This window comes from Caldanaerobacter subterraneus (genome assembly GCF_004345675.1).
Classification (GTDB): Bacteria; Bacillota; Thermoanaerobacteria; order Thermoanaerobacterales; family Thermoanaerobacteraceae; genus Thermoanaerobacter; species Thermoanaerobacter subterraneus.
Genome location: NZ_SLWU01000008.1, coordinates 12,737 through 32,434, shown reverse-complemented (window position 1 = coordinate 32,434; position 19,698 = coordinate 12,737). Strand labels below are relative to the sequence as shown.

Sequence of the window (19,698 nt, the reverse complement as noted above, 5' to 3'; positions counted from 1 at the left end):
TAAATTGATAGTAGCTCAAAAAGATTATAATTATCAATATCCCCCATATACCTCTTACGACAAAAAGCCTGACAAAAAAGCTAAGCCAAATGCCAAGTTGAAAAATTTGATCTTAGTCGTAATAGTGGCTTCTCTAAGCATCTTGGTATTGTATAGATATGCACTTATTTATGAAAAATCCCTCGCTTTAGATAGACTGGAGAAACAAATTGAGTATACTGAAAGCATTAATCAGCAATTGAGGGCAGAAATTGCTTCTTTAAGCAACCCGGCGAGGATTGAAGAGATTGCAAAGGAAAGGCTTAAAATGCAACTCCCTGAGAAGGACCAGATAGTGTATGTGAAAGTAGGAGAGGTCCCGAAAGTTGCAGAAAGCGATAATCCAAAAGAACCTCATAAAAAGGACAGTTTCTTCATGAGGTTATTGGGGGTGTTCAATAGATAGGGGGGATTTTAGATACATCCAACGGTTTCTACGAAAAAGCGAATTCTTTTTTTGCTGTTTCTGTCTTTTGCTGTTGTGTTTGGACTTATGATGAGACTTTTCTTCATACAAGTGGTAAAAGGCGAAGAATATCAAAAGATGGCTTTGCCTCAATGGACGTTGGATGTGTCTTTAAGTGGCAAAAGAGGGTATATATTTGATAGAAACGGAAAGGTTTTGGCTGAAAATATAAGTGTGAGCAAAATTAGCGTGATTCCAAAAGAAATTCCAGATTCTAAAAGGCAGGTAGTGGCAGAAACTTTGGCCAGTATCCTTGGCCTTGATAGACAAAAAGTTTTGGAAAGAATTTCTAATAAAAACTTGCAAGAGGTATTGATTGCCAAGCAGGTAGATGAGGAAAAGGCGAAAGCCATATTGAGACTTAATATAGATGGGGTAATAGTTTCTGAAGACATGAAGAGATTTTATCCAGAAGGCACACTTGCCTGCCATGTTTTGGGCTTTACAGGAATTGATAATCAGGGACTGGACGGAGTAGAACTTGTGTTTGATAATTTTTTGAGAGGAATACCTGGAAAGTCTACCACTCCCATGGATGCCATAGGGCGAAAGATAGACACAGGAGAGGAAGAGTATTTTGAACCTCTTCCAGGATATAATGTAGTTCTCACTATTGATGAGACAATACAGCATTTTACTGAGAAGGCTTTGAATCAGGCTATGGTACATTCTAAGCCTTCAAAAGGTGCAGTGGCCATTGTAATGGACCCCAAAACAGGCGAAATACTGGCTTTGGCCAATAGGCCTAATTTCGATCCCAATAATCCCTTTGAAGGTCCTGAAGAAGAATGGTATAGGCGGTGGAGGAATAAGGCAATTTCTGACTCCTATGAGCCGGGTTCTGTCTTTAAAACTATAACTGCTTCTGCTGCACTAGAGGAAAAGGTTGTAAGTTTACATGAACAGTTCTACTGCCCCGGCTATACGACTGTTGCAGGGCACAGGATTAATTGCTGGGCAACACATGGTAGCGAGGATTTTGTAAAAGGAGTGCAGAATTCTTGTAACGTGGTCTTTGTGACTGTAGGGCAGAGGCTGGGAGTTGAAAAACTATATAAATACATAAGAGATTTTGGATTTGGAAAGACTACAGGTATTCTTCTTCCTGGAGAAGCTCCCGGGCTTGTATTGCCGGAAGAAAGAGTTGGACCTGTAGAACTGGCAACAAATTCTTTTGGGCAGGGCATTGCAGTTACTCCCCTTCAGATGATTACAGCAGTAGCTGCTATAGCTAATGGAGGCAAATTGATGCAACCGCAGATAGTGAAGGCAATCGTCGATTCAAAGGGGAAAGTGGTAAAAGAGTTTAAGCCGAAGATTGTAAGGCGTGTAATTTCAGAAGAAACTTCTGCTACAATGCGGGAAATACTAAAAAGTGTGGTGGCAGAAGGTACAGGCAAAGCAGGTTATATTGAAGGCTTTGACGTGGCGGGGAAGACAGGAACCACAGAGAAGTACATGCCGGGGAAATATGTAGCTTCTTTTGTAGGATTTGCGCCGGCAGATGACCCAAAAGTTATTGTGCTTGTCGTCATAGATGAGCCTAACAACCCAGAGACCCACTTTGGAAGTCAGCTGGCTGCACCTGTTGTGAAGAGCATTTTGGACGATACTTTAAAGTATCTGGAAGTCCAGCCCAGAGGGGTAAAAAAGCCCGAGACGGTAATGGTGCCAGATGTGAGGAACATGAAATTGTATGAAGCAGAAAGAATTATACTTGAAAATAAGCTTGATTTTATTTTACAGGGAAATGGAGATACTGTATTTGACCAGGTTCCAAAGCCTGGAGCTTTGGTCAATGAGAATACTAAAATTATACTGTATTTAAATGGAGTTTCTACAGAGGAAGTAGTGGTACCTGATTTGAAAGGGAAAAGTGTTAAAGAAGCGACAGAGATTTTGAACAGCCTGGGCTTAAGGATAAAAATAAAAGGTACAGGATTTGCAGTGGACCAGAGTCCTAAAGAGGGGACGCTTGTTAAAAGGGGAGAAGTTGTGGAAGTTGAGTTCAGGCCGAAGGAAAATTGAACTAGCCTCTATGCAAAATAGATAATTGTGCTATACTATTAGTGATAGCAATTGGTCAGTATCGGTGCGAGGAGGCCTATTATGAGACTTGTAGATTTGTTAAAAGGGGTAAAGCATGAGATAAAGGGGAATCCAAATGTAGATATAAGCGGGGTGTGCTACGATTCGAGAAAAGCTAAGCCTAAATACCTTTTCATAGCTATAAAGGGATTTAAGACAGACGGGCTTTTGTATGTAGAAGAGGCTATAAAAAATGGGGCTGTGGCTGTTGTTACTGACAGGGATATAAGCGAATATCCAGGAGTCACGGTGGTGCTTGTAGAAGATGCGAGGGCAGCTATGGCGAAAATTGCTTCTAATTTTTACAACAATCCTACTAGTAAACTTACATTGATAGGTATCACTGGTACTAATGGTAAAACTTCTGTGACATACATGCTTAAAGCTATTTTGGAACAGCAGAACAACAAAGTAGGGCTGGTAGGAACAATACAAAACATGATAGGAGATAGGGTGATACCTACCACCCACACAACCCCAGAGTCTTTGGATTTGCAGGAGCTTTTCAGCCTCATGGTAAATGAGGGAGTTAAATATGTTGTCATGGAAGTATCCTCTCATTCTTTGGCTTTGCACAGGGTGGACAGCTGCGATTTTGACATAGCTGTTTTTACCAATTTATCGCAGGACCACCTTGACTTCCACGAAAGCATGGAAGAATATGCAAAGACGAAGAGCAAATTGTTTAAGATGGCCAAAAAGGCCTCTGTGATAAACATAGATGACAAATATTCTTCAATGATGATAGAGAGTTCAAAGGGCAAAGTGCTCACATATGGCATAAAAGATTTTGCCTATGTGATGGCAAAAGAAATAAAAAATAGTCTAAGTGGAGTTAAATTTAAAGTCCAGATTCAGGATAAAAAGGAGGAGATTTCTTTAAAAATACCTGGATTGTTTAGCGTGTACAATGCTCTGGCTGCTATTACTGTGGCAGACTTTCTAGGAATTCCTCTAAGGAGTGTTAGAGAAGCTTTAAGCCATGTGACAGTGAAGGGGAGATTTGAGCCTGTTGAGACAGGAAGAGATTTTTATGTGTTCATTGACTATGCCCATACTCCAGACGGTATACGAAATATAATGGAGGCTTTAAAGGAATACGAAGCTGGAAGGAAGATATTGGTTTTTGGAGCAGGAGGAGATAGAGATAAGAGCAAAAGGCCTCTTATGGGAGAGGTTGCAGGTAAATACGCTGACTTCTGCATATTGACTTCAGATAATCCGAGGTCAGAGAACCCAAAAGAGATAATTGCACAGATTGAAGAGGGGATAAAAAAGACAAACTGTCCGTACGTCGTCATTGAAGACAGGAGAGAAGCGATAAGGTATGCATTGTCAAATGCTCAGAAGGATGACGTCATTATATTAGCAGGAAAGGGACATGAGACGTATCAGATCATAGGGGATAAAGTCATTCCTTTTGATGAAAGAGAGATAGTGAAGGAAATCTTAGCTGAAAGCGAAAAATAAGACAGGAGAGGATAAGGTAGGATGATACAAAAGATAATATTTGCGACTTTATTGTCTTTTACTGTAGCTATTATATCTGGGAGATTTTTTATTCCATACTTAAGAAAGCTAAAATTTAGTCAAAAAGTAAGAGAAGATGGACCTAAAACTCACTTGAAAAAGTCTGGCACTCCTACAATGGGAGGAATTATATTTGTAGTTGCTACTTTTTTGACATCTCTGATTTTCTCTCCGTGGAATAAATATCTTTTTATACTGCTAGCAGGATTTTTAGGATATGGACTTATAGGTTTTGCAGACGACTTTTTAAAGGTGTATTTTAAAAGGTCTTTAGGGCTTCGCGCTAGAGAAAAACTGCTGGCACAGTTTTTGCTGGCCATTGTAATTTCTTGGTTTATAAAGAGCAATGTGGGCACAGAGATAATCGTCCCATTTTTTAAGAGGTCTGTTGATTTAGCGAATTTTTATATTCCTTTTGCTGTGTTTATAATTGTTGGAACTGTGAACAGCGTCAACCTTACGGATGGGCTGGATGGATTGGCAGCAGGAGTATCCACTATTGTCATGGCTTTTTTTGCAATGATTGCTCTGTTTTTAAACGATGTGACCTATGGAGTATTCAGCGCTTCTTTGACAGGAGGACTGCTTGGGTTTTTGAGGTACAATAAGCATCCCGCTGAAGTGTTTATGGGGGATACAGGTTCTCTTGCGATTGGAGGAGCGGTAGCGACTGTTGCGCTTCTTACCAAACTTCCTTTGATATTGCCTGTTTTAGGGATAATTTATGTGGCTGAGGCTATTTCAGTTATTTTGCAGGTGTTTTCTTTCAAGTTATTCGGAAAGAGGATTTTTAAAATGAGCCCTTTGCATCACCATTTTGAGCTTTCGGGTTGGAAAGAAGAGAAAGTTGTATACAGCTTTTGGTTGGTTACATTGATTGCTTTATTTGTATCTTTTTACAGTCTGAGTTAAGGAGTGCAGTATATGGAATTAAAAGAAAAAAGAGTATTTGTAGCAGGGTTAGGCGTAAGTGGTGTAGCACTCTGCCGTGTGCTTGTAAATCTGGGAGCAAATGTAATAGCTTATGACCAGAAAAATGAAATAGCCTTAAAAGAAGCTTTAGAGGAGTTAAAGGATTTGCCTGTAGAGATAAAACTGGGGGAGTTTAAGGAAGAGTTTTTGAAAGGAATAGAGCTGGTAGTTTTAAGTCCAGGCATCTCTCTCGAATCGGAAATAGTAAAAAAGGCTAAAGACATGGGACTTGAAATACTGGGAGAGGTAGAACTAGCTTATAGGCTTTCAAAAGCCCCTATTTATGCAATCACAGGTACAAATGGAAAGACTACTACAACTTCTCTGTTAGGCGAGATGTTTAGAAACGCTGGAAGGAAGGTGTATGTAGCTGGCAATATAGGGTATCCTCTCATCTATGCCGCTTTAGAAGCGGGACCTAATGACCATATTGTAGCAGAGATCAGCAGTTTTCAGCTTGAAACTGTAAAAGAATTTAGGCCTAAGATAAGCTGTATAATAAACATAACGCCTGACCATCTTGACAGGCACAAGACCTTTGAAAACTATGCAAATATAAAAGGAAGAATTTTTGAAAACCAAAGGGAAGAAGAATACGTAGTTTTAAACTATGACGACCCTGTCACATGGGGGTTGAAAGAAAGGGCAAAAGCGAAAGTTTTTCCTTTCAGTAGAAAGAAAGTCCTGGAAAATGGAGCGTATGTAAAAGAAGGCTTTTTATACTTACAGAATAAGAAAGTGATTAAAGTTGAGGATATATACATTCCCGGAGAGCACAATTTAGAAAATGCATTGGCGGCTTCATCGGTAGCTTATCTTTCTGGAATTGAGGTTGATGCTATTGAGACGACTTTGAGAACTTTCAAGGGTGTGGAACATAGAATAGAGTTTGTAGCGGAAATAGAGGGGATAAAGTTTTACAACGATTCTAAAGGCACCAATCCCGACGCATCTATAAAGGCTATTCAGGCTCTTAAAACTCCTATAGTCCTAATTGCAGGCGGTTATGACAAGGGAAGTGAGTTTGACGAGTTTGTAAAGACATTTGATAAGAAAGTGAGAAAGTTAATCCTTATAGGGCAGACTGCTCAAAAGATAAAGAAAACTGCTCTTAAGTATTCATACCCTGAAGAAGACATATTTTTGGTGGATTCTTTAGAAGAGGCTGTGAGAAAAGCTTATGAGGTGGCAGAAAAGGGGGATAGCGTTCTTCTGTCGCCGGCCTGTGCTAGCTGGGACATGTTTAAAAACTTCGAAGAGAGAGGCAAAGCTTTTAAAAAGGCTGTAATGGATTTGAGGAGGTAAAAAGATGAAGAAAAAGCCCCCTGTGGATTACGGAATTTTGCTTGTGGTGATGATTTTAGTGGCAATAGGGGTGGTAATGGTTTTTAGTGCAAGTGCTGCTACTGCCGAGTACATGTACAACGACCCCTATTATTTCCTCAAGAGGCAGCTGGTATGGGCAATATTAGGCTTTTTTGCCATGGTTTTTACAATGAATGTAGATTACCTTTGGTTTAAAAGGTGGGCAGGGGCTTTTCTTGTGATTTCAATAGTACTGCTTGTACTGGTTTTAATCCCAGGAATTGGAGTTGAAAGGTACAATGCTACGAGGTGGATAGGAGTAGGTAATTTTACTGTTCAGCCCTCTGAAATTGCTAAATATGCTCTTATAATATATCTGGCGAAGTACTTTGACAAACATCCTGAATATGCAAAGAGCTTAAAAAAAGGAGTAATTCCCGTCTTGGGATTGGCAGGGGTATTTTTTGGGCTGATAATGCTTCAGCCAAATTTCAGTACTGCAGGCATAATATTTATTGTGTCAGTTGTGATGCTTTTTGTAGCAGGAGCTAAGCTATCCTACATGGGAATTCTTCTTGGTACAGGATTAGGGGTTGCAGTTTTAGTTATCTCTTCCTTCAAATATGTGAGGGAAAGAGTTTTAACCTTTTTAAATCCGTGGCAGGACATACAGAAGTCTGGCTACCAGATAGTTCAATCACTTTATGCCTTAGGCTCTGGCGGACTTTTTGGTGTAGGACTTGGGAACAGTCGTCAGAAGCTCATGTACCTTCCAATGCCTCATAATGACTTTATATTTTCCATAATTGGTGAGGAACTTGGGCTTGTGGGTACAGTGACTATTCTTCTCATGTTCTTGTACATAATTTTAAGAGGTTTGAGGGTAGCAGCTAAAGCGCCAGACATGTTTGGATGCCTTTTAGCTACGGGTATTACCAGTTTAATCGGAATTCAGGCTTTTATTAATGTAGCAGTTGTTACCTCATCCATGCCGCCCACAGGAGTTTCTCTGCCTTTTATAAGCTATGGAGGTACTTCTACGCTCATCATGATGGCTGGAGTTGGGATACTTTTGAATATATCGAGACATGCAAATTTAGATAGGAGCTGATGACATTTGAGGTATCTGTTTGCAGGAGGAGGCACAGGGGGGCATATTTACCCGGCTGTAGCTATAGCTAAGGAAATTTTAAAAAATGAACAGGATGCCCAAATACTATTTGTGGGAACAGAAAAGGGCTTGGAGAAAGAACTGGTGCCGCGGGAAGGCTTTGAGCTAGTCACCATAGAAGTTCAAGGCTTTAAAAGAAAGCTATCTTTCGATACTTTAAAGACTGTGTACAAGGCCTTTACTGGTTTTAAACAGGCTAATAAAATTTTGAAAGACTTCAAGCCCCATGTGGTGATCGGAACAGGGGGCTATGTATGTGGGCCTGTTTTGATGGCAGCAGTGATAAAAAGAATACCAACTTTGATCCACGAACAGAATGCTTTTCCAGGACTTACTAATAGATTGCTTTCGCCTTTTGTAGATATAGTAGCTGTCAGTTTTGAAGATTCTGTTAAGTATTTCAAAAAAGCTAAAAAAGTAGTGGTTACAGGTAACCCTATAAGAGAGGAGCTTTTGAGAGTAAAAAAAGAAGAGGGGAGAGAAAAGCTGGGCTTTTCTATGTCCAAGCCTTTGGTGGTTTCTGTTGGAGGAAGCAGAGGAGCAGAAAAAATCAATTCCACCATGGTGGAATTGTTAAAGATAAAGGATAGAAAGTTTCAGGTACTTATAATAACTGGTTCTTCTAACTACGATAAAGTGTTGGAAAAAGTTAAAAAAGAAAATGTGGTTTTGGACGATTCAGTGAAAATAGTTCCATATAGCCATGAAATGCAGTATGTGTATGCTGCAGCAGATATAATGATTTGCAGGGCAGGGGCTATAACCCTTTCAGAAATTACAGCAGTGGGAGTTCCATCGATTTTGATTCCATCTCCTTACGTTGCAAACAACCATCAGGAGTATAATGCTCGCCTTTTAGAGAGGCAAGGAGCTTCCCATGTGATTTTAGAAAAGGACCTTGATGCCAAAAAGCTTTATGAAAAGATTGAATATCTTTTAAGTGAGCCTTCCCTCCTTAATGAAATGAGAGAAAAAGCTAAAAGTATGAGCAGGACAGATGCATCTTACAAGATATACCAACTCGTTAAAACCATAACTTAATAATATATGTAACACCCCATCTTATCCATGCATAGTATATGGGTGTAAGCGGGAATTTTTTAGGGGGGATAAGATGGGGAAATTCAAGATAAATGGAGGGAAGAGGCTTTATGGCGAAGTAGAGGTACATGGGGCTAAAAATTCTATTCTGCCAATTCTTGCCGCTACTATTTTAAATGAAGGAGTTTCTGTCATTCACAACTGCCCTAGGCTCAAGGATGTAGATTCCATGATTGAGATTCTTGAGCACATAGGCTGCAAAGTAAGTTTTAGCGGGAGAGACATCGTAGTAGATGCGAGAGATGTAAAAGACAGCGAAATTCCAGACAATTTGATGAGAACCATGCGGTCTTCCATTTTTCTGATGGGAGCCTTAATTGCCCGAAACAAAAAAGCTTTTATAAGTTTTCCTGGAGGGTGCGATATAGGTCACAGGCCAATAGATTTGCATCTTAAAGGCTTAAAAAAACTGGGGGTCGAGATTGAAGAGTCTTACGGGTATATAAGATGTAAAGGGGTAAGGGTTAGGGGAAATGAGATTCACTTAGACCTTCCAAGTGTTGGAGCTACAGAGAACATAATGTTAGCAGCTACATTGGCTGATGGGATAACTGTTATAAGAAATGCGGCTAAAGAGCCGGAGATAGAAGATTTGCAGAATTTCTTAAACTCCATGGGAGCTAGAATTACTGGAGCAGGAACAAACACTATTGTGATTGAGGGAGTGAAAAAACTTCATGATACCGAGTACACTATAATTCCGGATAGAATTGTTGCTGGTACTTACCTTTGTGCTGCGGCAATGACAAGAGGAGAACTGACTGTTGTAAAAGCTTTAAAAGAGCATTTAGAGCCCTTAATTTCTAAACTTAAAGAAACAGGTTGTGAATTAAAAACAGGAAATGACTATATAAAAATTACCTGCAATAAAAGGCCAAAAGCTGTGGATATGATTGTGACCTTGCCTTACCCTGGATTTCCTACGGATTTGCAGCCCCAGATAGTTTCTGTGCTTTCTATTGCTGAAGGCACTTCAATAGTCACAGAGACTATCTTTGACAATAGATTTAAATACACAGAAGAACTGGTGAGAATGGGAGCTGACATAAAAGTGGAAGGAAGAGTAGCGGTAATAAGAGGAGTAGACAAAATAACAGGGGCGAAAGTTTTGGCAAAAGACCTAAGGGGAGGAGTAGCTCTTGTAATAGCTGGATTGGGTGCTGAAGGGACTACTGTTGTAGAAGGAGCAGAACACATAGATAGAGGATACGAATCTTTAGAAAAGGCTTTAAAGAGCGTGGGAGCAGATATTGTCAGAATTATGTAAAACAGCGTCATGCTGTTTTACATATTAGCGGAAAAAGGTACAAGCAGGTGAAAACTATGAACAAAAGAGCCTTTAGAGTAATTTTCTTCCTTTTAATTTTGGCAGTTTTGAGTTATGTTTTTGCCTTTCACACAAATTATTTCAAAATAAAGTCTATAAAAGTTGTAGGCAATCAAATTTTGTCTTATAATGATATTAAAGAGATTTCAAAAATACAGGCAGGGACTAATATTTTTAAAGTCAACCCAAAGCAGGTGGAGAAAAACCTCCTAGAAAATCCTTATATAAAAGAATGTAAAGTTAAAATTCTTTATCCAAACAGAGTAGAAATTTTTGTCGAAGAAAGGCGTGTGGTTGCTCAAGTCAGGTACAAAAGCGATTATTTGAAGATAGACAAAGAGGGCGTAATTGTAGAAAAGGGGAGTTTTGCACCTGGCCTTCTATTGATCGAGGGAATTAAGGTGGAAAGATATCAGATAGGGAAAAAGTTAAATAGCAATTTTGATAAAACTCTTCTCAGCGAAGTGCTAGGTTTGATTGAGAGTAAAAGTAATTATTATGCCCTCAGGTATATAAAAGAGAATGAGGTAGAACTTCTTTCAAAGCAGGGAATAAATATTTTTCTCAAAAATCCTGCTGATGTTAATTATTCCTTTAAGTTTGCCGAATTAATATTAAAGGATTTGCTTAAAAAGGGTTACAAAAGTGGTAAGATAGAAATTATAGGAGATGGCAATGCCGTATTTATGCAATAGAGGATGGGGGTACGTATGAAAAAAGGTTTTAGTATATATATATCGATTGCGCTGGTTTCTCTTGTGTTGGGCATAATGCTTTCTACACAATTTAAGATTGTAAAAAAAGGTGGAGTTGTGACAGCTCAGAGGGCAGAGGAGCTTGCTACTCAATTAAAGCAATTGCAATCTGAGAAAGAAGCCTTGTTGAAACAAATAAGCGAATTGGAAGCCAAAATAAATGCGTATGAGGACTCGGCTTCTAAAAACAGTGTGATTACACAGACTTTAAAGAGTGAAGTTGAAAAGTACAAAGAGCTGGCTGGGCTTACAGACCTTCAGGGACCAGGGGTCATTGTCACGGTAAATGACAGCAAGCAGCCTGTTCCACCTGGACAGGACCCGAATTTGTTTTTAGTGCATGATGAGGACTTATTGAGGATTGTAAATGAGTTAAGAGCAGCAGGAGCTGAAGCCATTTCTTTAAATGACCAGAGGCTCATTGCAACTTCAGAGATAAGATGTGTTGGACCTACTGTGGTAGTAAATTCTGTGCGATTTGCTGCTCCATATGTGATAAAGGCTATAGGAGACCCTGATACTTTAGAAGCAGCCTTGAAATTGAAAGGCGGAGTTGTAGATAGCCTAGCTACATGGGGAATAGAAGTAAATATAAAGAAGTCAGACAAGATAGTCATAAAAAAGTACGATGGCGTATTGAAATTTAGATATGCGAAACCATTGGTTGAGGGAGAGAAGAAGTAATGGCATATATAATAGCTTTGAGCTTGTTGCTTGGACTTATAATAGGTTTTGTACTTCCCATTAACATACCTTTTAGCTATGCTCCTTACCTTTCTGTGGCAATTCTTGCAGCTTTGGATTCGGTCTTTGGAGGGATAAGGGCAAGTTTTGAAGAAAAGTTTGACAACCTAATTTTTATCACAGGATTTTTTGGCAATATAATTTTAGCTGGAGGGCTCGCGTATATTGGAGATGTTTTGGGAGTTCCTATCTATCTAGCAGCTGTGTTTGTGTTTGGAAGCAGGCTTTTCTCAAACTTTGCCTACATAAGAAGGTATTTGATAGACAGGATGCGGCGAAGGTAGTGGGCTTTTAAGGAGGATTTTCAAATGGGAGATTTGATAGTAGGTTTGGACATTGGCACGTCTAAGGTATGCACAATCATTGGGGAAGGGGATAAGACGGGAGAACTTCATATAGTGGGCATAGGGTATTATCCTTCTACTGGTGTGAAAAAGGGCATTATAGTGGATATAGATGAAACTGCCTACTCAATCCAGAAATCTGTAGAACAGGCTGAAAGAATGGCTAATAGAAAAATTTCATCTGTGTACTTGAAAATATACGGTGGACTTACTACTATATACAAGAATAATGGAGTAGTAGCAGTTTCAAGAGAAGACAGAGAAATAACAAGACAGGATGTGGAGAGGGTATTGCAGGCTGCTAAGATAATAGCCCTTCCTTCGGATAAACAGATCATAGATGTGATTCCTTTGGAGTACATAGTGGATGGATATGGGGAGATAAAAGACCCAGTTGGAATGTCAGGAATACGGTTGGAAGTAAACGCGGCTGTGGTGACAGGGAGTGTCACTGCTATACAGAATATGGAAAAGTGTGTAAGAAAAGCAGGCTTGGAAATAGATGGCATTATCGTAGGGCCTCTTGCTACTTCTGAAGCTGTTCTTTTAAAGGATGAAAAAGAATTGGGAGTTGCACTTATTGACGTTGGGGCAGGGGTTACAGATATATCTGTTTTTAAAAATGGCGGACTCATTTATTCTTCTATGATAGCGGTTGGGGGATGGCATATAACCAATGACCTTTCGGTTGGATTAAAGATTTCCTTTGAAGAAGCCGAAAATATAAAGAAAAAATACGGCACTTTGGAAAAAGTGGATCCAGACAGATTAGAACCCATAAAAATTGCCAGTTTAGCAGGCAAGTCAAAGACTACCACCGATATAAATGAAATTGCTGACATAATAGAGGCAAGGGTGTCAGAACTCTTAACTCTTGTATATGAACGCTTAGAAGAGGCTGGGGTTTTAGAAGACATTGTGACTAATGTAGTCATTACAGGAGGAGGTATTTCCTTTTTAAAAGGGAGTGTAGAGCTTGCTCAGAAAATATTTGACAGAAATGTGAGAATTGGTTCCCCGCAAAACATTGGAGTGGCTACCCCTATTTACTCAGCAGGGGTTGGAGTGGTAAAATATGTATATAACAACAGGAGATTTATGTATCCGAGTACATCCACTGACAAAAAGGAAAAGAAAAATTCTCGGTTGTTAGATAAGTTAAAAGAAATTTTTAGTGATTTTTGGGCGTAAGAGGAGGGTTTTGTGTGATAGGATTGGAGACTGATGTACAACAGTTTGCTGCTATTAAGGTGATAGGAGTTGGCGGTGGCGGAGGAAATGCTGTAAACCGCATGGTTGAAGCGGGAGTTAAAGGTGTGGAATTTATAGCCATCAATACAGACAAGCAAGCTCTTTCTTTGTCAAAAGCTGAAACTAAAATCCAGATAGGAGAAAAATTGACAAAAGGTCTGGGGGCTGGTGCCAATCCTGAAATTGGTAAAAAAGCGGCAGAAGAGTCGAGGGAAGAGATCGAAAGAGCGATAAAAGGTGCTGACATGATATTCATAACAGCGGGCATGGGAGGCGGCACAGGTACAGGAGCAGCTCCAGTTGTAGCTGAAATTGCAAAGGAACTTGGTATTTTAACTGTAGGCGTTGTGACTAAACCCTTCACTTTTGAAGGAAGGAAGAGAATGGCGCAGGCAGAGATGGGAATAGAAGATTTAAAGAAGTACGTAGATGCACTCATAACGATCCCTAATGATAGATTATTACAGGTAGTGGAGAAGAAGACATCTATGCTAGATGCTTTTAAGCTGGCAGATGACGTTTTAAGGCAGGGCGTTCAGGGAATTTCTGATTTAATAGCTGTCCCGGGGCTTGTGAATGTGGATTTTGCCGATGTAAAGACTATAATGGTAAATACTGGACTTGCTCATATGGGGATAGGAATAGCTTCCGGAGAGAATAAAGCCACAGAAGCGGCTAAACAGGCAATACACAGTCCTTTGCTGGAGACTTCTATTGAGGGCTCCAAGGGGATTTTGCTCAACATTGCGGGCGGCCCTAATCTTACAATCTTTGAGGTGAACGAGGCAGCCAACTTCATTTATGAAGCTGCAGATCCAGATGCCAACATAATTTTTGGCGCTGTAATTGATGAAGCACTAGAGGACCAGATACGCATCACTGTCATTGCGACAGGCTTTGAGAAAAACAGCAAAGCTAAAGAGGAGCCAAAAAAGAAAGAGGTTAAAGGGGTGGATGTGAAGCTAGAAGATATTCTAGATAATGATGACTTAGATATTCCTACCTTCTTAAGGCGTGGAAGGCGGTAATCTGCAAAGGCAACTTTGCAGATTTTTTTTGCAAAATTTCTACAAAAATTACCTTAAATTCATTCCAAAATATTACAAACTAAAGGGCGTTTTTGAGATATAATTAAGAATAAAATGAGAAAATGAGAATATAAATTGTATAAGGACCGAGAATGTCCCCGGGGAGGAAAATTGATGTATCTTGATATACTTTTTCTGGAAAATTTGCTCATCAATTATGTCATTCTTTCTCTTACGCAAAGATTTTCTAGAAAGTATTCAACTCCTTTTAAATTGCTGTTGGGGGCTTTTATAGGGGCAGGATATGTGCTGATTTTCTTTTTGACGCCTTACAGTTTTTTTAGAGAATTTTTGGCTAAGTTCCTTTTATCCCTCTTAATAATATATATGGCGTTTAGCCCAGAAACATTAAAAGAATTTTTTAGAATCTTATCAGTTTTTTATTTAGTTTCCTTTGCGATGGGAGGTACAATTTTTGCACTCTTATATGCTGTGAAAGGAAGAGAAACTGCTCTTCCAGTAGGAATTGGATTTGCGGCATTGCTCCTTTTTCTTAACTGGGATTATGTAGTAAAAAAAGCAAAACAGGACAAGATGAAGTACGAGATTTATATAGAAATATTTGGGAAAAAAGTGAAAACCTATGGTTTTGTGGATACAGGAAATAAGCTTTTTGACCCGCTTTCTAACCTGCCTGTGGTTGTCGTAGCTTATTCTTCAGTAAAAAGTCTTTTGCCCTATGATTTAGAGGAATTTGTAGCAGAGGGAAAAATTGATTTTGGAAAAGTTTTGGAAATTATAAAAGATGAGAAATGGCATTCTAGAATAGGAATTATACCTTTTTCTGGTGTGGGAACAAAAGGATTATTGCTTGGCATAAGGCCTGACAGATTGATAATTAACGAAAAAGAAATTAAAGAGGTCATACTTGGTATTTCTACAGACAAAATGGAGTTTGCATTGTTAAACCCCGAAATTATGGATTGATGGAGGTGTTTTTGGTGAAACTTAAAACAAAATTAAAAATAGAATTGCTGTTGATATGGAGAAAACTTCTAGACTTTTTGGACCTTGCAGAGGAGGTATACTACATAGGCGGAAGTGAAGCTTTGCCTCCTCCCCTTTCTGTGGAAGAGGAAAGTTATTTAATATCAAAAATGGAAAAGGGAGATAACGAGGCAAAAAGCATTTTAATTGAGAGGAATTTGCGGCTGGTAGTTTATATAGCAAAAAAATTTGAGAATACAGGAGTGGGAATTGAGGATTTAATATCAATCGGCACTATAGGACTCATAAAGGCTATAAATACTTTTAATCCCAGGAAAAAGATAAAATTGGCCACATATGCTTCTCGCTGCATTGAAAATGAAATTTTGATGTATTTAAGGCGGAATAATAAGACAAGGCTGGAGGTTTCTTTTGATGAGCCTTTAAATGTTGACTGGGACGGAAATGAACTTTTGCTCTCAGATATTTTAGGCACTGACAACGAAACAGTGTATAAGTACATTGAGGACGAGGTTGAAAGAGAGCTTTTGACCTCTGCCTTAAAGAAGCTTCCTGACAGAGAAAAGAAGATAATCAGGTTGAGATTTGGATTGGAGGGCGGTACGGAAAAAACTCAAAAAGAAGTAGCAGATATGCTAGGGATTTCTCAGTCTTACATTTCTAGGCTTGAAAAGAAAATTTTAAAAAGACTAAAGAAAGAAATGAACAGGTTAGTATAAATTTTACAGTATATTTTCCAATCCTGCCGGCAATACTGTAAATGAGCTTAGCGGTTGGAGGCAGGATTGGCTATGAATAACAATAATAAAGTAGAAATTTCAGGAGTAAACACCTCTAAATTGCCTGTTTTAAAGCCCTCTAAACAGAGGGAACTTCTCATCAGGATGAAAAATGGCGATAAAAAGGCAAGGGAAGAGTTTATAAACAGCAACTTAAGGCTTGTTTTAAGCGTTATACAGAGATTTAACAATAGGGGAGAGTCTGTGGATGACCTTTTTCAAGTGGGATGCATAGGCCTTATTAAAGCCATTGACAATTTCGATTTAGATCAAAATGTGAAGTTTTCTACTTACGCTGTTCCGATGATAATAGGAGAGATAAGGAGATATTTAAGAGATAATACTCCTATAAGGGTAAGTCGTTCTTTGAGAGACATAGCTTATAAAGCACTTCAAGTGAGGGATAAACTCGTTTCTGAGAATTCCAAAGAACCGACAGTTGGAGAAATTGCTAAAGAGTTAGACCTTCCAAGCGAAGAAGTAGTGATGGCACTGGACGCTATACAGGAGCCGGTTTCTTTGTTTGAGCCTATATATCACGATGGTGGAGATGCCATATATGTGATGGATCAGGTAAGTGATGATAAAAATGTAGACGAGGTATGGCTTGAGAAAATTGCTTTAAAAGAAGCCTTAGAGAAGTTAAATGAGAGAGAAAAGATGATACTTACAATGAGATTTTTTGAAGGAAAAACGCAGATGGAAGTCGCAAAAGAGATAGGGATTTCACAAGCGCAGGTTTCTCGCCTGGAAAAAGCTGCATTAAATCATATGAGAAAGTACATCTAGCTTATCAGGAATGATAAGCTAGATTTTTTCATATAATGAGAGAAAAGAAAGTGAAAAGGGGAGAGGAAAATGATAAAAGCGTCTGATTTGAGGGATAAAGAAGTGATTGACATAAATACGGGCGAAAAACTAGGAAATATAATTGATATAGACGTAAACTTAGAAGAAGGTAAAATAGAAGGCATAATTCTCCCAAAAGAAACAGGTTTTTTCAGGTTTTTTAGCAAAGAAGCTGAAATATATCTGCCTTGGGCAGCGATAAAAAAGATTGGTTCAGATGTAATATTAGTGGATTTTAGGAGTGCCAATGGTTCAGTTTGACTAACAAACTCAAGTTTATTATAATTTTATTAAACGATGAATTTTTGGAGGTACAGTCATGAAATGTCCGTACTGTGGTTATCCTGATTCGAGGGTGATAGATTCACGGCCTACAGACGACAATACCGCTATAAGGAGAAGAAGAGAATGTCTTAAATGTGGCAAGAGATTTACTACCTATGAGAAGGTAGAGCAACTTCCTATACTTGTGATTAAAAAAGATAACCGCAGAGAGCTTTACGACAAAGAAAAGATATTAAGAGGGATGATAAAAGCCTGTGAAAAGAGGCCTGTTCCTATAAAAGTGCTGGAAGAAATCACTGATGAAATTGACAGGAAGATAGTAAATTCAATGGTTAGGGAAATTACCTCTGCTGAGATTGGAGAAATGGTGATGGAAAAGTTAAAGAGCGTAGATGAGGTGGCTTATGTGAGGTTTGCGTCTGTCTACAGGCAATTTAAGGATATAAACACTTTTATGGATGAGCTAAAAAAACTTCTTAAAGAGAATGAGGAGAAAAAACAGAAGGAGTAAAGCCTATTTGGAGGGGTAAAGATGCCTTATACTGTCCTGGTGATAGAGGATGAAATCCATATCTTAGAGCTATTGAGATATAATCTAGAGGCTGCAGGATATAAAGTCATAGCTTCGGAAAATGGGAAAGAAGGTTTGGAGAAAGCTTTGGAAGAAAAGCCGGATCTGCTGATACTAGATTTGATGTTACCTGATATGGATGGGTTAGAGATATGCAAAGTGCTGAAGAAAAATGAGGATACTAAGAACATCCCAATAATAATGCTGACTGCAAGAAGTGAAGAATTTGATAAGGTATTGGGACTAGAACTGGGAGCTGATGATTACATTACTAAACCTTTTAGTGTGAGAGAGCTTTTAGCTAGAATAAAGGCGGTTCTTCGGCGAACGCAGCAGGTAGAGGAAGAAAAAGAAGAAATAATAAAGTTTGGGGACATAGTGATAGATACTGGAAAGCATGTAGTGTACAAGAAAGGAAAGGCGCTGGATCTGACTTTGAAAGAATTTGAGCTTTTAAAGCTCCTCTCTCAAAATAAAGGGAAAGTGCTGACGAGAGACTATTTGCTGGACAAGGTGTGGGGGTACGAATACGCTGGTGAAACGAGGACTGTTGACGTTCACATAAGGCATTTGAGAAAGAAGATAGAGGATGACGACAAGGCGCCTGTCTATATTGAGACTGTGCGAGGGATAGGTTACAAACTCAGAGACTTGGGTGAAGACAAAGGTGAAGAAGATGCTTAGGAAATCTTATTACAGGTTATTTTTTATAAACCTCATAGGGATTTTGACATTGGCTTTATTTTTTTGGGGCAAAGTCTCAATTGAAAATTTGCTCATAGGTGTAGGAATTGCCCTTTTTATCTCTTTTGTTTTAAGTTACAGGTTTTTACGGCGAATAATTGAACCCCTTCAGGAAATTACAGAAGTAACGAAAGACATTGCCAACGGTATATATCACCATGGCATAAAAGATAATTCGATTGACGAGATAAGGGAACTGTACTTTGCAGTGAGCTCTATGTCTCACAAGTTAAGAGAGACCATCGAGGAATTAAACGATAGAAATGCTACACTAGAAGCTATTTTAAAGAGCATTGCCAATGGAGTTATAGCATTTGATAATGCAGAAAGGATATTAATGATGAACGATTCGGCAAAAAAAATTTTGGGGATTGAAGAGAAAGATTTGACGGGAAGGCGCGTCTTTGAAGTCATAAGGAGCAGCAAATTGTATGAGGTTTTTGAAACGTTGAGGAAGAACAAAGTCCTTTCTTCGAAAAGCCTTGAACTTAACTTTTTCAACAAGCACCTCAAAGTCTATATAAGCCCCATCTTACACCCTGTTTCCCATGTGAATTTAGGTTTTGTTCTGGTAATTGACGACATCACTGAGATGAGGAAATTGGAAAAGATGAGAAGCGAATTTGTAGCAAATGTGTCTCATGAACTCAGAACTCCTTTGACCTCAATAAGGGGTTTTATTGAAACTCTGAGGAGTGGTGCCATTGAAAACCCAGAGGCAAGAGAAAAATTTCTAGATATAATTGACTTTGAAGCTGAAAGGCTTACAAGACTGATAAATGACATTTTGACTCTTTCTGAGATTGAAAATGTGAAAGAAGGATACCCCGTAGAAAAGATAGAAATGGATAAGGAGATTGAGGACATCCTCTATATAATGGAAAAAGCTGCAAAAGATAAAAGCATAACATTAAAAAGGGACTTAAATTGTGGAAATTTGACTATAATTGCAAACAGGGATCGATTCCACCAGATGATGATTAACCTTATAGATAACGGGATAAAATATACACAAGAAGGCGGCTTTGTTAAGGTGAGTACTAGATTAGAAGGGGAGAAAATAATTATAGAAGTTGAAGATAACGGGATTGGGATACCAAAGGATAAGATTCCGAGGCTTTTTGAGAGATTTTACAGAGTGGATAAAAGTCGCTCGAGAAAGCTTGGAGGTACAGGGCTTGGACTTGCAATTGTTAAGCATATTGTAGAATCGATGAAAGGCGAAATAAGTGTTGAGAGCGAAGTCGGCAAAGGGACAAAGTTTACTATAAGGTTTAACAGAAAGGATTTAACAAAAACTTAACATTGTCTTAATACAGACTTTACACTAAACTGTTACAA

The 19,698-nt window shown here is 38.8% G+C and carries 20 protein-coding genes; all 20 read left to right on the top strand.

Features of this window, described 5'->3' with window-relative positions; translation table 11 throughout:
- The first annotated feature begins 4 nt into the window (after window positions 1-4).
- The 20 genes from ftsL to pnpS all read left to right on the top strand — a co-directional run bounded on the left by ftsL (window position 5) and on the right by pnpS (window position 19,660).
- Window positions 5-445: a cell division protein FtsL gene (gene ftsL / locus EV203_RS05035; RefSeq protein ID WP_011025872.1), complete on the top strand. Its 441-nt coding sequence runs from the start codon at window positions 5-7 to the stop codon at window positions 443-445.
- A gap of 51 nt (window positions 446-496) precedes the next feature.
- The gene (locus EV203_RS05030; protein ID WP_165911583.1) at window positions 497-2,533 is read left to right on the top strand and encodes a stage V sporulation protein D; all 2,037 of its coding nucleotides are present in this window, start codon (window positions 497-499) and stop codon (window positions 2,531-2,533) included.
- 81 nt (window positions 2,534-2,614) lie between these two features.
- Window positions 2,615-4,063 carry a UDP-N-acetylmuramoyl-L-alanyl-D-glutamate--2,6-diaminopimelate ligase gene (locus tag EV203_RS05025; protein ID WP_031313955.1) on the top strand — a complete coding sequence of 483 codons (1,449 nt, stop codon included), beginning with the start codon at window positions 2,615-2,617 and terminating at the stop codon, window positions 4,061-4,063.
- Window positions 4,064-4,084: 21 nt separating this feature from the next.
- Complete coding sequence (mraY, locus tag EV203_RS05020) at window positions 4,085-5,035, top strand: phospho-N-acetylmuramoyl-pentapeptide-transferase (protein WP_132039420.1); 951 nt, start codon at window positions 4,085-4,087, stop codon at window positions 5,033-5,035.
- A gap of 12 nt (window positions 5,036-5,047) precedes the next feature.
- Entirely contained in the window at window positions 5,048-6,400 is a 1,353-nt protein-coding gene (gene murD, locus EV203_RS05015) for a UDP-N-acetylmuramoyl-L-alanine--D-glutamate ligase (RefSeq protein ID WP_132039418.1), read from the top strand.
- 4 nt (window positions 6,401-6,404) lie between these two features.
- Window positions 6,405-7,511, top strand: a complete 1,107-nt coding sequence (gene spoVE / locus EV203_RS05010) for a stage V sporulation protein E (RefSeq protein WP_011025867.1) — start codon at window positions 6,405-6,407, stop codon at window positions 7,509-7,511.
- A 6-nt stretch (window positions 7,512-7,517) separates the two neighbouring features.
- Entirely contained in the window at window positions 7,518-8,612 is a 1,095-nt protein-coding gene (murG, locus tag EV203_RS05005; protein ID WP_022587308.1) for an undecaprenyldiphospho-muramoylpentapeptide beta-N-acetylglucosaminyltransferase, read from the top strand.
- 73 nt (window positions 8,613-8,685) lie between these two features.
- On the top strand, window positions 8,686-9,939 hold the full coding sequence (murA, locus tag EV203_RS05000) for a UDP-N-acetylglucosamine 1-carboxyvinyltransferase (protein ID WP_009611123.1): 1,254 nt from the start codon (window positions 8,686-8,688) through the stop codon (window positions 9,937-9,939).
- A gap of 56 nt (window positions 9,940-9,995) precedes the next feature.
- Window positions 9,996-10,694, top strand: a complete 699-nt coding sequence (locus EV203_RS04995) for a cell division protein FtsQ/DivIB (RefSeq protein ID WP_132039416.1) — start codon at window positions 9,996-9,998, stop codon at window positions 10,692-10,694.
- A 15-nt stretch (window positions 10,695-10,709) separates the two neighbouring features.
- Window positions 10,710-11,438, top strand: coding sequence for a DUF881 domain-containing protein (locus EV203_RS04990; protein WP_011025865.1), 729 nt, complete (start codon window positions 10,710-10,712; stop codon window positions 11,436-11,438).
- Window positions 11,438-11,782, top strand: coding sequence for a small basic family protein (locus tag EV203_RS04985; protein ID WP_011025864.1), 345 nt, complete (start codon window positions 11,438-11,440; stop codon window positions 11,780-11,782). The genes EV203_RS04990 and EV203_RS04985 overlap by 1 nt, the downstream gene beginning before the upstream one ends.
- A 24-nt stretch (window positions 11,783-11,806) precedes the next feature.
- Window positions 11,807-13,033 carry a cell division protein FtsA gene (ftsA, locus tag EV203_RS04980; protein WP_011025863.1) on the top strand — a complete coding sequence of 409 codons (1,227 nt, stop codon included), beginning with the start codon at window positions 11,807-11,809 and terminating at the stop codon, window positions 13,031-13,033.
- Window positions 13,034-13,047: 14 nt separating this feature from the next.
- On the top strand, window positions 13,048-14,121 hold the full coding sequence (ftsZ, locus tag EV203_RS04975; RefSeq protein WP_011025862.1) for a cell division protein FtsZ: 1,074 nt from the start codon (window positions 13,048-13,050) through the stop codon (window positions 14,119-14,121).
- Window positions 14,122-14,295: 174 nt separating this feature from the next.
- Window positions 14,296-15,108 carry a sigma-E processing peptidase SpoIIGA gene (spoIIGA, locus tag EV203_RS04970; protein WP_132039414.1) on the top strand — a complete coding sequence of 271 codons (813 nt, stop codon included), beginning with the start codon at window positions 14,296-14,298 and terminating at the stop codon, window positions 15,106-15,108.
- 14 nt (window positions 15,109-15,122) lie between these two features.
- Window positions 15,123-15,848: an RNA polymerase sporulation sigma factor SigE gene (gene sigE / locus EV203_RS04965; protein ID WP_011025860.1), complete on the top strand. Its 726-nt coding sequence runs from the start codon at window positions 15,123-15,125 to the stop codon at window positions 15,846-15,848.
- A gap of 72 nt (window positions 15,849-15,920) precedes the next feature.
- The gene (gene sigG / locus EV203_RS04960) at window positions 15,921-16,697 is read left to right on the top strand and encodes an RNA polymerase sporulation sigma factor SigG (protein WP_031313941.1); all 777 of its coding nucleotides are present in this window, start codon (window positions 15,921-15,923) and stop codon (window positions 16,695-16,697) included.
- Between the two features lie 69 nt (window positions 16,698-16,766).
- Window positions 16,767-17,018, top strand: a complete 252-nt coding sequence (locus EV203_RS04955; protein ID WP_011025858.1) for a YlmC/YmxH family sporulation protein — start codon at window positions 16,767-16,769, stop codon at window positions 17,016-17,018.
- Window positions 17,019-17,076: 58 nt separating this feature from the next.
- Complete coding sequence (nrdR, locus tag EV203_RS04950) at window positions 17,077-17,553, top strand: transcriptional regulator NrdR (protein ID WP_011025857.1); 477 nt, start codon at window positions 17,077-17,079, stop codon at window positions 17,551-17,553.
- Between the two features lie 21 nt (window positions 17,554-17,574).
- On the top strand, window positions 17,575-18,297 hold the full coding sequence (locus tag EV203_RS04945; protein ID WP_132039412.1) for a response regulator transcription factor: 723 nt from the start codon (window positions 17,575-17,577) through the stop codon (window positions 18,295-18,297).
- A complete protein-coding gene (gene pnpS / locus EV203_RS04940; protein ID WP_132039486.1) occupies window positions 18,290-19,660 on the top strand; it encodes a two-component system histidine kinase PnpS in 1,371 nt (456 codons plus the stop codon). The genes EV203_RS04945 and pnpS overlap by 8 nt, the downstream gene beginning before the upstream one ends.
- Window positions 19,661-19,698: the final 38 nt, after the last annotated feature.